At 75.5% G+C, this 12,792-nt stretch carries 14 protein-coding genes and 1 pseudogene; 5 read left to right on the top strand and 10 right to left on the bottom strand.

Features of this window, described 5'->3' with window-relative positions; all coding sequences use genetic code 11:
• Positions 1 to 29 precede the first annotated feature (29 nt).
• Both ACN27D_RS03740 and lgt read right to left on the bottom strand, forming a co-directional pair.
• The gene (locus ACN27D_RS03740) at positions 30 to 1,217 is read right to left on the bottom strand and encodes an FAD-dependent oxidoreductase (RefSeq protein ID WP_421498546.1); all 1,188 of its coding nucleotides are present in this window, start codon (positions 1,215 to 1,217) and stop codon (positions 30 to 32) included.
• 11 nt (positions 1,218 to 1,228) lie between these two features.
• A complete protein-coding gene (gene lgt, locus ACN27D_RS03745; RefSeq protein WP_421498547.1) occupies positions 1,229 to 2,437 on the bottom strand; it encodes a prolipoprotein diacylglyceryl transferase in 1,209 nt (402 codons plus the stop codon).
• Between the two features lie 102 nt (positions 2,438 to 2,539).
• Here lgt and ACN27D_RS03750 point away from each other — a divergent pair, with 102 nt between their 5' ends.
• Positions 2,540 to 3,007, top strand: coding sequence for an NUDIX hydrolase (locus ACN27D_RS03750; RefSeq protein ID WP_421498548.1), 468 nt, complete (start codon positions 2,540 to 2,542; stop codon positions 3,005 to 3,007).
• 97 nt (positions 3,008 to 3,104) lie between these two features.
• On the opposite strand, the gene trpA is transcribed toward ACN27D_RS03750, so the two are convergent.
• The 3 genes from trpA to trpC are packed head-to-tail and all read right to left on the bottom strand — an operon-like array spanning position 3,105 to position 5,977.
• Complete coding sequence (gene trpA / locus ACN27D_RS03755; RefSeq protein ID WP_121686169.1) at positions 3,105 to 3,908, bottom strand: tryptophan synthase subunit alpha; 804 nt, start codon at positions 3,906 to 3,908, stop codon at positions 3,105 to 3,107.
• 4 nt (positions 3,909 to 3,912) lie between these two features.
• Positions 3,913 to 5,139 carry a tryptophan synthase subunit beta gene (gene trpB, locus ACN27D_RS03760; protein WP_358172686.1) on the bottom strand — a complete coding sequence of 409 codons (1,227 nt, stop codon included), beginning with the start codon at positions 5,137 to 5,139 and terminating at the stop codon, positions 3,913 to 3,915.
• A gap of 34 nt (positions 5,140 to 5,173) precedes the next feature.
• On the bottom strand, positions 5,174 to 5,977 hold the full coding sequence (gene trpC / locus ACN27D_RS03765) for an indole-3-glycerol phosphate synthase TrpC (protein ID WP_194801305.1): 804 nt from the start codon (positions 5,975 to 5,977) through the stop codon (positions 5,174 to 5,176).
• Positions 5,978 to 6,422: 445 nt separating this feature from the next.
• Between trpC and ACN27D_RS03770 the strand changes: the two genes are divergently transcribed.
• Positions 6,423 to 6,698 carry a hypothetical protein gene (locus tag ACN27D_RS03770; RefSeq protein ID WP_120573671.1) on the top strand — a complete coding sequence of 92 codons (276 nt, stop codon included), beginning with the start codon at positions 6,423 to 6,425 and terminating at the stop codon, positions 6,696 to 6,698.
• Here the strand turns inward: ACN27D_RS03770 and ACN27D_RS03775 are convergent.
• The 5 genes and pseudogenes from ACN27D_RS03775 to ACN27D_RS03795 all read right to left on the bottom strand — a co-directional run bounded on the left by ACN27D_RS03775 (position 6,691) and on the right by ACN27D_RS03795 (position 10,591).
• On the bottom strand, positions 6,691 to 7,248 hold the full coding sequence (locus tag ACN27D_RS03775; RefSeq protein WP_357897279.1) for a Trp biosynthesis-associated membrane protein: 558 nt from the start codon (positions 7,246 to 7,248) through the stop codon (positions 6,691 to 6,693). The genes ACN27D_RS03770 and ACN27D_RS03775 overlap by 8 nt on opposite strands.
• Positions 7,245 to 8,798: an anthranilate synthase component I gene (locus ACN27D_RS03780; RefSeq protein ID WP_145751857.1), complete on the bottom strand. Its 1,554-nt coding sequence runs from the start codon at positions 8,796 to 8,798 to the stop codon at positions 7,245 to 7,247. Before ACN27D_RS03780 ends, ACN27D_RS03775 begins: the two co-directional genes overlap by 4 nt.
• A complete protein-coding gene (hisI, locus tag ACN27D_RS03785) occupies positions 8,795 to 9,208 on the bottom strand; it encodes a phosphoribosyl-AMP cyclohydrolase (RefSeq protein ID WP_357897558.1) in 414 nt (137 codons plus the stop codon). Before hisI ends, ACN27D_RS03780 begins: the two co-directional genes overlap by 4 nt.
• Before the next feature lie 180 nt (positions 9,209 to 9,388).
• Positions 9,389 to 10,039, bottom strand: a pseudogene (locus ACN27D_RS03790) (phosphoribosyl-AMP cyclohydrolase); the annotation flags it as partial.
• 162 nt (positions 10,040 to 10,201) lie between these two features.
• The gene (locus ACN27D_RS03795; RefSeq protein ID WP_121686165.1) at positions 10,202 to 10,591 is read right to left on the bottom strand and encodes a MerR family transcriptional regulator; all 390 of its coding nucleotides are present in this window, start codon (positions 10,589 to 10,591) and stop codon (positions 10,202 to 10,204) included.
• Positions 10,592 to 10,701: 110 nt separating this feature from the next.
• On the opposite strand from ACN27D_RS03795, the gene ACN27D_RS03800 reads away from it, so the two are divergent.
• Genes ACN27D_RS03800 through ACN27D_RS03810 form a run of 3 tightly spaced genes read left to right on the top strand, consistent with a single transcriptional unit; the run spans position 10,702 to position 12,769 of the window.
• Complete coding sequence (locus tag ACN27D_RS03800; RefSeq protein WP_358172682.1) at positions 10,702 to 11,424, top strand: ABC transporter ATP-binding protein; 723 nt, start codon at positions 10,702 to 10,704, stop codon at positions 11,422 to 11,424.
• Positions 11,421 to 12,176 (top strand): ABC transporter permease, encoded by a 756-nt coding sequence (locus ACN27D_RS03805; RefSeq protein ID WP_120568851.1) that lies wholly within the window; start codon positions 11,421 to 11,423, stop codon positions 12,174 to 12,176. Before ACN27D_RS03800 ends, ACN27D_RS03805 begins: the two co-directional genes overlap by 4 nt.
• Entirely contained in the window at positions 12,173 to 12,769 is a 597-nt protein-coding gene (locus ACN27D_RS03810; protein ID WP_120568850.1) for a TetR family transcriptional regulator, read from the top strand. The genes ACN27D_RS03805 and ACN27D_RS03810 overlap by 4 nt, the downstream gene beginning before the upstream one ends.
• The last annotated feature ends 23 nt before the right edge of the window (positions 12,770 to 12,792 follow it).

Here is a 12,792-nt window from a genome sequence, read left to right on the forward strand (position 1 = left end):
CGCACGCGGACGGGCCCGCGCGCGGACGGTCAGGACGGCGGCTGCCAGGCGGCGGCGGCCGCGGCGGCGGTGTTGCGCAGCCGCGGGCTGATCGTGCCCAGGGCGGCGTCCCGGGCGCGCAGCGCCAGCCGGCCCCGGGCCTGCAGGACCGCCGACATCCGCCGGGTCTGCCGGACCATCGTGGCCGCGCGGGGGCGGCGCAACCTGTCGTACGCGGTCACCGCGTCCGGCAGTCGCGACTCCCGCAGCAGCCCGGCCAGCGTCGCCGCGTCCTCGAACGCCAGGCAGGCGCCCTGCCCGAGGTGCGGCGGCATGGCGTGCGCGGCGTCGCCGAGCAGCACCACGCCGCCCGGGCCGGCCGGGAAGCCGTACGCCTTGGGCAGCGGGCGCAGCTCGCGGATCTCCTGCTGGACCACGTCCTCCGGGTCGGTCGCCTCCAGCAGCGTGCCGATCGGGGCGGGCCAGCCCGCGAACCAGCGCTTGAGCAGCGCGAGCTGGATCTCCGGCGGCTCCGGCCGGGGCGCGCCCGCGGCGGTGGCGACCCAGTAGACGCCGCCCCGGCGGGACGCACCCGCGGTGCCCCGCTCGCCGAGCGAGGCGGCCAGGAAGCGGTACCCGGCGCCGAGCGTCTCGCCGTGCACCGGCTGGTCGTCCGGCAGTTGCGGGGCCCGGTACCAGGGGATGACCGCACGCCAGGCCGCGCACCCGGAGCTGACCACCGCGGTCTCCGGTGCGAGGTGCCGGCGGATCTCGCTGTCCGTGCCGTCGGCGGCCACCACCAGGTCCGCCTCGTAGGTGTGCCGGCCGTCGCCCACCGCCGGGCGCTCGCCCGACGCCGCGCGCACCGTCCGCACGGTGACGCCGGTACGCAGCTCGACCCGGTCGCCCAGGCCGGCGATCAGCGCGTCGTGCAGGTCCTCCCGGTGCACCACCACCGGCATCCGCTCGGCCGGCGTGGACCGGGCCTGCACCAGCCAGTGCCCGTCCGGCCGGCGCACGCCGCCGTCGGGCAGCGGGGTGGCGATCGCGTCCAGCCCGTCGCCCAGCCCGAGGGCGCGCAGCGCGCGTACCCCGTTGGGCCAGAGCACCACGGCGGTCGCCTCCGGGCGGACCCGGTCGGCGCGTTCCAGCAGCGTGACCTGCCAGCCCGAACGGGCCAGCACACCGGCCGCCGCCATTCCGCCGAGGCCGGCGCCGACCACCACCGCGCTGCACATGACTCCCCCGCTCAGCTGTCCCGGTCCGCCGGGCGCCCGCCGCCGTCGGCCCGGCCGGCGTTCGTGCGCTCGGCGTCCGCCCGCTCCGGATCCGTGTCGTCGCCGTCCGCCCGGTCGGCGTCCGCGCTGTCGTCGCCGTCCGTGCCGCCCGTCGCGGCGTCGTCGGCGGCGGACTCGGCCCGTGCCGGTTCGTCGTCCGGCTCCGGGGGCAGCACACCGGTCTCCCGGTACGCGTCGAACTGTTCCTCGCTCACCACCCGGTAGCCCTCGGGCGCGACCGGCCGGGCGGCGGCCTCCCGGGCGGACAGGTCGACCTGCGACACGTCGCCGGCCGGACCGGCCACGGGAGCCGGCTCGCCCACCGGCACCAGGTATTCGCGGGGACCGCGCACCCGGATGAAGTAGGCCAGCGCGCCGAGGAAGACCAGCGCGGCGGTCCAGACGTTGAGGCGTACGCCGAGGATCAGGTTCGCCTCGTCGGTGCGCATCAGCTCGATCCAGAACCGGCCCGCCGTGTAGCCCATCACGTAGAGCGCGAACGCCCGGCCGCGACCGAGCCGCAGCTTGCGGTCGAGGAACAGCACCAGCGCGGCGACGCCGATGTTCCAGAGCGCCTCGTAGAGGAACGTCGGGTGGTAGAGCCCCGGCTGGAGCACCGGGTTGCCTGCGTCGTCGCGCAGCGCGTGACCCGGGTTGTCCGGGTCCATCACGTGCACTTCGAGGCCCCAGGGCAGCGTGGTCCGCCCGCCGTACAGCTCGTTGTTGAACCAGTTGCCCAGGCGGCCGACGGCCTGCGCCAGGGGCAGCCCCGGAGCCAGCGCGTCGGCGACGACGGCGAACGGGATGCCGAGCTGCCGGGCGGCGAGCCACGCGCCGACGGCGCCACCGGCCACCGCGCCCCAGATGCCGAGACCGCCCTCCCAGATGTAGAGCGCCTTGATCGGCTCACCACCGGCGCCGAAGTATTTCTCCGGCGAGGTGATCACGTGGTAGATCCGCGCGCCGATGATGCCCGCGGGCACCGCCCAGACGGCGATGTCGAGCACCGCGCCCGGCGCCACGCCGCGGCGGCGCAGCCGGTACTCGGTGACCACGCAGGCCACCACGATGCCGAGGATGATGCAGAGCGCGTACGCCCGGATCGGAACCGGACCGAGCTGCCAGACGGCGGTGCTGGGGCTGGGCATGGCCGCCAGTGGGGTCATCGGGGCGAGGGTCACGGGTGCACACGGTACCGGTGCGGACCGTGTGTGCGGCACCCCGGGCCGCCTGCCGCGCGGGTCGGATGACTTCTGGTTTGCACGGTCGTACGCTCTTTGTCCATGAGCCCGCTCACCTGGGCGGTCGCCGCTGTCGTCACCGACGGGTCCGGCCGGCTGCTGCTCTGCCGCCGGACCGAGGGGGCCCGCCGCTGGGGGTTGCCGGGCGGGCGGCTGCGTCACGACGAGAGCCCGGCGGACGCCGCCGTCCGGGCGGTCCGCGCGGAGACCGGCTGGGCGGTGGAGCTGACCGACCTGGTCGGCCTCTACCGGGTCACCGGTCCACCGGCGCCCGCCCCACCGGCCGGGCGGTGCGGCGCGCGCCCCGACGTGCTGGTGCACGTGTTCCGCGCCGGGCCGGCCGACGTCGAACCGGCGGGCGAGCCGGTGGCCGGGTGCCTGCCGCGGTGGTGGCCGCCGCAGGAGCTACCCGACGTGCTGACCCCCACCACGCGCGCGGCGATCGCGGACGCGCTCGCCGGCCGCGCCGGCGTGCTGCGGCACACGACCGGCCAGCGCGCTCGCGCATGATCGACACCAGATCGGCGAAGTGGCGGCATCCCGGCGGCCCCGACCACGCCACCTCGGCGGAACGGAGTCGATCGAGCAGGTGGGCGGCCAGGAGCGGTCAGCGGGCCGGGTTGCGGACGCCTTCGGCCAGTTCGGAGCTGAGCTTGCGCAGCGCGGTCAGGCCGGCGGCCTGGTCCGGGGCGTCCAGCACGCAGCGGACCAGCGCGCTGCCCACGATCACCGCGTCGGCGTACCCGGCGACGGTGGCGGCCTGCGCGCCCGTGCCCACGCCCAGCCCGACGCCGACCGGGATGTCGGTGACCTCGCGCAGCCGGGACACCAGGACCGGGGCGGCCTCGGAGGTCTGCGCGCGAGCGCCGGTGACGCCCATGATCGCGGTGGCGTAGACGAACCCGCGGCAGTGCTCGACGGTCATCCGCAGCCGCGCGTCGGTCGAGGACGGGGACACCAGGAACGTACGGTCCAGGCCGTGCGCGTCGGAGGCGGCCAGCCACTCGGCGGCCTCGTCCGGGATCAGGTCCGGCGTGATCAGGCCGGTGCCACCGGCGGCGGCCATGTCGCGGGCGAACGCGTCCACGCCGTACTGCTCGATGGGGTTCCAGTAGGTCATGGTGACCACGCTGGCCCCGGTCGCGGCGACGGCCTCGACGACGCGCAGCGCGTCCGCGACGCGGACACCGCCGGCGAGCGCGATGTCGCTCGCCTTCTGGATGACCGGGCCGTCCATCACCGGGTCGGAGTACGGGATCTCCACCTCGATGACGTCCACGCCCGCCTCGACCATGGCCTTCATGGCGGCGATGCTGCCCTCGACGGTCGGGAAGCCCGCCGGCATGCAGCCGACCAGCACCGCCCGCCCGTCCGCCCGCGCCTTGTCGAAGGCGACCCCGATGCGGCTCACGCTGTCACTCCTTGTCGAGGATGCCGAAGTACGCGCCGGCGGTGTGCACGTCCTTGTCGCCCCGGCCGGACAGGTTGACCACGATCACCGGCTCCCGGCCCAGTTCCTCGGCGAGCCGGGGGGCGATCGCGCGGGCACCGGCCAGCGCGTGCGCGCTCTCGATCGCCGGGATCACGCCCTCGGTGCGGCAGAGCAGCTCGAACGCGGCCATCGCCTCGTCGTCGGTGACGGGGAGGTAGGTGGCCCGGCCGCTGTCGTGCAGCCAGGCGTGCTCCGGCCCGACGCCCGGGTAGTCCAGGCCGGCCGAGATCGAGTGCGACTCGATGGTCTGCCCGTCGGCGTCCTGCAGGACGTACGTGCGGGTGCCGTGCAGCACGCCGGACGAGCCGCCGGTGATGCTGGCGGCGTGCCGGCCGGTGTCGACGCCCTCGCCGCCGGCCTCGAAGCCGTAGAGCCGGACCCCGGTGTCCGGCACGAACGCGTGGAAGATGCCGAGCGCGTTGGAGCCGCCGCCGACGCAGGCCGCGACCGCGTCCGGCAGCGCGCCGGTCAGGTCCAGGCACTGCCGGCGGGCCTCCTCGCCGATGCCGCGCACGAAGTCCCGGACCATCTCCGGGAACGGGTGCGGGCCGGCGGCGGTGCCGATCAGGTAGTGGGTGTCCTCGACGTTGGCGACCCAGTCCCGCATCGCCTCGTTCATCGCGTCCTTGAGCGTGCGCGAGCCGGTGGTCACCGGGACGACGGTGGCACCGAGCATCCGCATCCGCGCCACGTTCAGCGCCTGCCGCTCGGTGTCCACCTGCCCCATGTAGACGACGCATTCCAGGTCGAACAGCGCGGCGGCGGTAGCGGTGGCGACGCCGTGCTGGCCGGCGCCGGTCTCCGCGATGACCCGCCGCTTGCCCATCCGCTTGGTGAGCAGCGCCTGGCCCAGCACGTTGCGGACCTTGTGGGCGCCGGTGTGGTTGAGGTCCTCGCGCTTGAGCAGGACCCGCGCGCCGATCTGCGCGGAGAACCGCCGGGCCTCGTAGAGCAGCGAGGGCGTGCCGGCGTAGTCGCGCAGCAACGCGTCGAACTCGGCGAGGAAGTCCTCGTCGCCCATCGCCTTCCGGTACGCCGCGTCCAGCTCGTCCAGCGCGGCGACCAGCGCCTCGGGGACGAACCGGCCGCCGAACCGGCCGAAGTGACCGGCGGCGTCGGGGACCTGGCCGGCTGCGGGTGCGGCGCTCATCGCGGGCGTCCTCTCGGATCGGGTGCCCGGCGGCTCAGCGCACCGGGCGGGGCGTGGCCGGGTGGTTACCGGCGTTGACCAGCTCGGCGACCGCTTCGCGCGGACTCTTCTGGGTGACCAGGCCCTCGCCCACCAGCACGGCGTCGGCGCCGGCGGAGGCGTACCGGATCAGGTCGTGCGGACCGCGCACCCCGGACTCGGCGATCTTGACGACGCTGCTCGGCAGGCCGGGAGCGATCCGCTCGAACACCGAGCGGTCGACCTCCAGGGTACGCAGGTCGCGGGCGTTCACGCCGATCACCTGCGCACCGGCCTCCAGGGCACGGTCCGCCTCCTCCTCGGTGTGCACCTCGACCAGCGCGGTCATGCCGAGCGACTCGATCCGCTCCAGCAGCCCGACCAGCGCGTTCTGCTCCAGCGCGGCGACGATCAGCAGCACCAGGTCGGCGCCGTGCGCGCGGGCCTCGTGCACCTGGTAGCTGGAGACCACGAAGTCCTTGCGCAGCACCGGCACGTTCACCGCGGCCCGCACCGCCGCCAGGTCGTCGAGCGACCCGCCGAACCAGCGGCCCTCGGTCAGCACGCTGATCGCCCGCGCGCCACCGGCGGCGTAGTCCCCGGCCAGGTCGGCCGGGTCGGCGATCTCGGCCAGCCGCCCCTTGGACGGCGACGAACGCTTCACCTCGGCGATCACGGCCACGCCGGGGCGGCGCAGCGCCGCGTACGCGTCCAGCGGTGGCGGCGCGGCGGCGGCCAGTTCCCGGATCCGCTCCAGCGGAACCTGCTCCTGGCGCCGGGCCACGTCCTCGCGCACGCCGGCCAGGATCTCGTCGAGCACCCCTGCGGACGGCGCCGCTCCGGCGTCGTCCCCCTCCGCGTGCGCATGCTCAGCAGTCACCAACGGACTCCCCTCTCCGGGCGTCATGGGCCGATGCTAGGGGGCGCCACCTGGCGACGAGTGCCGGGGGGTATGGCGCACCTCACGACATGGGCTGTGGCATGATGGCCGACTTCCGGTGAACGCCATGTCACGCAGCGCCACCGCTGGCATCGACCGTCACCCATCCCCTATCTCACCACGATCGTTCCGGGCCCGCAGGACGGGTTCCGGCGATGGGCTGTGACCAAGCTCAAGGACCTCCGGCCCTGCCCAGGTCGACCCCGGTGCGACAGCGTTGACCTGTGCTTCACGGCGGCGAAACGTCCACCCGGAAGCATCGTCGTCGGGCACACTCGACGCCGGCGGCTGCCGACCGTCGCCAACGATCTCGTATGGGGTGACCATGAGCGCCAACGGGCCGACCCAGACCATCGGCTTGACCACCATCTCCCGTACCGTCGCCTCGCTCGCCGTCGGCGTGGTGCACACGCTCGAACGCGCGGTGGCCGGTGAGGGCCGGATGCGTACCGCCCGGGGCAACGCCTGGGAGGCGGTCTGCGCCGACCGGGCCCGCGCCGCCCAGCGCCGCGAGCTGGAGCGGCTGGTGGCCGAGCTGGCCGCCGCGCGGGCCGCGGCCCGGCAGCGGCGCGACGCCCGCGAGGCGCAGCCGGTCAGCTGACCGTCGGGTCCTCGCCCCGGTCCAGCGCGTCCCACGCGTCCCGGGTGCCGCGTTCGACCGCCGGCCGGCCGGGCTCGTCCGCCGGGGCGGACCGCCGCTCGTACCGGGCGCCCATCGCCGGCCAGCCGTCGCCGCGCAGCGCGGTGAACGCGCCGCCGGCCGCCAGGGCCAGGCCGCCGGCCAGCACCAGCGCCGGCCACTGCCGGCTCACGCCGGTCTCGGTCAGGCCGATCCCGCCGCCGACCGCCACCGCCAGGCCGACGCCGGCCAGCAGCACACCCAGCAGCCGGCGCAGCCGGCCCCGGGTGGCGAGCACCGCGCCGCCGCCGGCGAGTCCCACGTACGTCAGCGCCAGCACCCAGGGCAGCAGCTCCGTACCCGTGCGCCCGGCCCGGCCGGACGGCAGCGATCCCCGGGCGGTCACCTCGACCGCCCAGGTCCGGGTCACCGCCCAGCAGGCCAGGCCCGCGCCGGCCAGGCAGAGCAGCACCGCGTACGCGAGTTCGCGCCGGCCGCGGGCGGTCGGCACGGTGGTGCCGGGCGCGCTCACCGGGCGGCCCGCAGCGTCTCGGCGGCCGCGATGGCGGCGAGGACGGCGGCGGCCTTGCTGCGCGTCTCCTGGTCCTCGGCGGCGGGGTCCGAATCGGCCACGATCCCGGCACCGGCCTGCACGTAGGCGCGGCCGTCGCGAATCAGCGCGGTACGGATGGCGATGGCCATGTCCAGGTCGCCGCCGAAGGCGAAGTAGCCGACGGTGCCGCCGTAGACGCCGCGCCGCACCGGCTCCAGCTCCTCGATGATCTCCATGGCGCGCACCTTGGGCGCGCCGCTGAGCGTCCCGGCCGGGAACGTCGCGGCCAGCGCGTCGAACGCCGTGCGGTCGTCGCGCAGCTCGCCGACGACTGTGGAGACGATGTGCATGACGTGGCTGTAGCGCTCGATGGTGGCGAACTCGGGCACCTCGACGGTGCCCGGGCGGCACACCCGGCCCAGGTCGTTGCGGCCCAGGTCGACGAGCATCACGTGCTCGGCGCGTTCCTTGGGGTCGGCGAGCAGTTCGGCGGCGAGCTTGGCGTCGCCGTCCGGGGAGCCGCCGCGCGGCCGGGTGCCGGCGATCGGGTGCAGCAGCGCGCGGCGCCGCCCGTCCGGGCCGGCGCTGACCTTGAGGTGCGCCTCCGGTGACGAGCCGACGATGTCGAAGCCGTCGAAGCGCAGCAGGTACATGTACGGGCTGGGGTTCGTGGTGCGCAGCACCCGGTAGACGTCGAGCGGGTCGGCGTCGGTGGGGCGCTCGAAGCGCTGGCTGAGCACGATCTGGAAGCACTCGCCGGCCCGGATCGCCTCCTTGGCCGCCTCCACCGCCTGCGGGTAGCCGCCCTCGGGGGTGCGGCTGACCACCTCGCCGACGCCGGGCCGGCCCACAGTCGAGACCATGGGCGGGATCGGCCGGGACAACGCGCTGGTCATCGCGTCGAGGCGGCCGACGGCGTGGTGGTACGCGGCCTCGACCCGCCCGGCCCGGTCGGGGTCGTCCAGCGGCGGCAGCACCGCGTTGGCGACCAGGATCGCGGAGCCCTCGTAGTGGTCGAGGACCACCAGGTCGGTCGCGAGCATCATGCCCAGCTCGGGCACGTCCAGCTCGTCCTCGGTCAGCTCGGGCAGGCGCTCGAAGCGGCGGACCAGGTCGTACCCGAGGTAGCCGACCAGGCCGCCGGTCAGCGGCGGCATGTCACCGGCCGGGTCCCAGCCCGGCCCGGCGAGCGCGGCGACCGTCTCGCGCAGCACGGTGACCGGGTCGCCACCGGTGGGCACGCCCGCCGGTGGCGTGCCGGTCCAGCTCGCCGCGCCGTCGCGCTCGGTGAGCGTGGCGCTGCTGCGGACGCCGATGAACGAGTAGCGCGACCAGGCCGTGCCGGCCGAGCCGACGCCCTGTTCGGCGGACTCCAGCAGGAACGTGCCGGGACCGCCGGCCAGCTTGCGGTAGACCCCGACCGGCGTCTCCGCGTCGGCGAGCAGCCGCCGTGTCACCGGCACGACCCGCCAGCGGGCGGCCAGGTCGGCGAAGGTGGACCGGTCCGGGCTGACCGTGCCGTCGGTCACGGGGTCGCCTCCGGGGTGCTGACCGGCAGTTCGGTGAAGAAGCAGGTGCGCTGCCCGGTGTGGCAGGCCGCGCCGACCTGCTCGACGCTGACCAGCAGCGCGTCGCCGTCGCAGTCGAGGGCCACCGAGCGCACGTACTGGTGGTTGCCCGAGGTGGCGCCCTTGACCCAGTACTCGCCGCGGCTGCGCGACCAGTAGGTGGCCCGGCCGGTGGTGAGCGTGCGGTGCAGCGCCTCGTCGTCCATCCAGGCGACCATCAGCACCTCGCCCGAGTCGTGGGCGCGGACCACGGCGGCGACCAGGCCGTCCGGGGTGCGGCGGAGCTTCGCCGCGATGGCCGGGTCGAGCCGGGACGGGCGGGCCGGTCCGGGAACGGGGGCGCCGGTCAGCGGCGCGTCAGGGGCGGGCACGGTTGACCATTCTCCCGCACGCGGTCCGGGCACCGCCGACGTGTCCCGGGAGGCGGTCGTCACCGTGCCCAGCGCCCGGCCCAGCCGGGCGAGGTAGCGGTCCACCCGGCCGTCGACCAGCGCCTCGGCCAGGTCCGCGCCGTGGGTGGCGGCGATCTCGCCGGCGTACGGGCGGATCAGCGGGAGGATGCCGGTGACCAGCCGTCCGGCGGCGGCGCCGACCTCGGCCGGGTCACCGGCGCGCAGGCCGAGGCAGAGCAGCATGTCGTGGCGGTAGCCGGGCGGGGCGACCGGCAGGTCCAGCGCGGCGGTCAGGGCGGCCCGGCGGGACACCACGCGCACGGTCGGGTTGGCCGGCCGCAGCACCGAGGGGCAGAGCCGGGCCAGGTCGGCCGCGGCGAGCCGGACCCCGACCGGGTCGTCGGCCACGCGGGCCGCGGCGACCTTGCCCAGCGTCGCGATCAGCTCCTCCAGTCGCGGCTCGTCGGCGGGCTGGCAGAGCACCGGCAGGTCGATCAGGCGGCGCCATTCCGGTACGGCCCACAGCAGCCGGGCGGGCGCGGTGACCGGGAGCCCGAACGCCCAGTCGGCGGGCTGGCCGAGGCGGCGTACCCAGGAGCGGACGTCGCGGGCGGCCACCGAGACGTGCACGAGGCGACCGGCGAACTCGGTCAGGTACGCCCGCCGGGCCGCGTACGGCGTGCCGCGGCGGGACGTGGCCTGCCGGGCGCCCGCATCGGCGGGCCGTCCGTCGTCGGCGGCCACGAGCACGTCCACGTCCACGTCGCTGTGCTCGGTGGCGGCCCGCCGGGCGTGGCTGCCGCGCAGCATGATCCCGACGACCGGCCGGTCGGCGGCCTGCCGCAGGCGGGCGGCCCAGTCGTCGAGGAACGCGGTGTCGGGCAACTGCGCTGGACCCACGGCGCCATGGTGCCGAAATCCGATCTTCACCGCAATGACCGTTGCCGGACCCCGTGTCCGCCACTGGGGCGTTCAGCCGGATTCCTCCTCCGCACGGCGGTACGCGTCGATCTTGTGTTCGAGGACCTTCAGGTCCTCCTCCAGCTCGGCCATCCGGGCCAGGACGCGGGCCCGGTGCGCCTCGAACAGCGCCCGCCGCGCGCCGAGCGTGCCGTCCCCGTGCCGGGCCAGTTCGGCGTAGCGGCGCATGTCTCGCACCGGCATCCCGGTGCGCCGCAGCCGGGTGAGCAGGAACAGCCAGTTGACGTCGGACTCGGTGTAGCGCCGGCGGCCGGACGAGTCCCGTCCGACGCGGCCCACCAGGCCCTCCTGCTCGTACCAGCGCAGCGTGTAGGTGGTCAGGCCGACCCGTTCCGCCGCCTCACCCACGGTGAGGCTCATCTCCCGCGTGCTGATGTCCACGCCCTCCAGACTTCCAGTTCGAGCGCACTCGAAGTCAAGTCCCCCGTTGCCCTCGGGGAGGAATTCACCTACCGTTGAGTTCAACGGGTGATGAATTGACGGAGGCGAGCATGGACGACGCGGTGTCGGTCCGCGAGCTGGTGGTCGACCGGGGCGGGCGGCGGGTGCTGCACGGCATCACCTGCGGGGTGCCCCGGGGCACCGTGACCGGGCTGCTCGGGCCCAGCGGCAGCGGCAAGACCACACTGATGCGCGCGGTGGTCGGCGTGCAGACGGTCGGCTCCGGCGCGGTGGACGTGCTCGGCCGCCCCGCCGGCTCGGCCGACCTGCGCCGCCGGGTCGGTTACCTGACCCAGGCGCCGAGCGTGTACGCCGACCTGACGGTGCGGGAGAACGCCCGCTACTTCGCGGTGCTGCAGGGCCGGGGCCGCGCCGAGGCCGACCGCGCGGTGGCCGACGTCGGCCTGGGGAACGCGGCCGACCAGCTCGTCGGCACGCTCTCCGGCGGCCAGCGCAGCCGCGCCTCACTCGCCTGCGCGCTGGTCGGCGAACCGGAGCTGGTGGTCCTCGACGAGCCGACTGTCGGCCAGGACCCGGTGCTGCGGGCCGACCTGTGGGCCCGGTTCCACGCCATGGCCGCGAACGGCACCACGCTGCTGGTCTCCAGCCACGTGATGGACGAGGCGGCCCGCTGCGACCGGCTGCTGCTCATCCGCGAGGGCCGGCTGGTCGCCGACGACACCCCGGCCGCGGTCCGCGCCGCAACCGGGACCGACGACCTGGAGGAGGCGTTCCTGCGCCTGATCCGCGACGCCGAGGGAGAGGCGCGATGAACGGACGGATCCTGGCCGCCACCACCGGGCGCATCCTGCGCCAGCTCCGGCACGACCGGCGGACCGTGGCGCTGCTCGTGGTGGTGCCGTCGGTGCTGCTCACGCTCGTCTACTTCATGTACGTCGACCAGCCCGCCCCGCCCGGCGCGCCGAGCACGTTCGACCGGGTGGCCCTGATCATGCTGGGCTTCTTCCCGTTCATCATCATGTTCCTCGTGACCAGCATCGCCATGCTCCGCGAGCGCACCACCGGCACACTGGAGCGCCTGCTCACCACGCCGCTGGGCAAGCTCGACCTGCTGTTCGGGTACGGCATCGCGTTCGGCCTGGCCGGGGTGCTCCAGTCCACTGTCGCCTCGGTCGTCGCGTACCGGGTGTTCGGGCTGGAGACCGCGGGCAGCGCGTGGCTGGTCGTGCTGATCGCCGGGGTGAACGCGGTGCTCGCGGTGGCGCTCGGGCTGTTCTGCTCGGCGTTCGCCCGCACCGAGTTCCAGGCGGTCCAGTTCATGCCGGTGGTGGTGGCCCCGCAACTGCTGCTGTGCGGCCTGTTCGTGCCGCGCGACCAGATGGCCGGCTGGCTCCAGGCGGTCAGCGACGCGTTGCCGCTGTCGTACGCGGTCGAGGCGCTCCAGGAAGTCGGCGCGCACGCCGAGCCGACCGGGACGATGTGGCGGGACGTGGCGATCGTGGCCGGGGCGGCGGTGGCGGCGCTGGTACTGGCCGCCGCGACGCTGCGCCGGCGCAGCGGGTGAACGCGCGGCGCACCGGGCGGCGGCCCGGCAGCCCGGACACCCGTGAGGCCATCCTCGCCGCGGCGCGGGAGGCGTTCGCCGAGCGCGGCTTCGACGCCGCGTCGATCCGGGCCATCGCCGCGGCGGCCGGCGTGGACCCGGCGCTCGTGCACCACTACTTCGGCGGCAAGGAGGAGCTGTTCCGGGCCGCCACGGCGTTCCCGGCCGACCCGGGGCGGCTGCTGCCGGCGGTGCTCGCCGGCGGCCCGGACGCGGCCGGCGAGCGGATGGTCCGGGTGTTCCTGGAGGTCTGGGACTCCCCCACCGGCACGGCGGCGGTGGCGCTGCTGCGCTCGGCCGTCAGCAACGACTGGACCGCGCGCCTGCTGCGCGAGTTCCTGGTCACGCAGGTGCTGCGCCGGGTGCTCGACCACCTCGGCGTCGACCCGGCGCAGCGCGCGCTGCGCGGCGGGCTGGTCGCCACCCAGCTCGCCGGGCTGGCCATGATGCGGTACGTGCTCCGTCTCGACGCGGTCGCCACCGCCGAGCCGGCGACACTGGTGGCCGCCATCGGCCCGACGGTCCAGCGGTATCTGACCGGCGACATCACCTGAGCCTCCCGGCCGCCGGCTCCGGC

Origin of the sequence: Micromonospora sp. WMMD1274, from assembly GCF_049179035.1 — a bacterium.
GTDB classification, from domain to species: Bacteria; Actinomycetota; Actinomycetes; order Mycobacteriales; family Micromonosporaceae; genus Micromonospora; species Micromonospora tulbaghiae.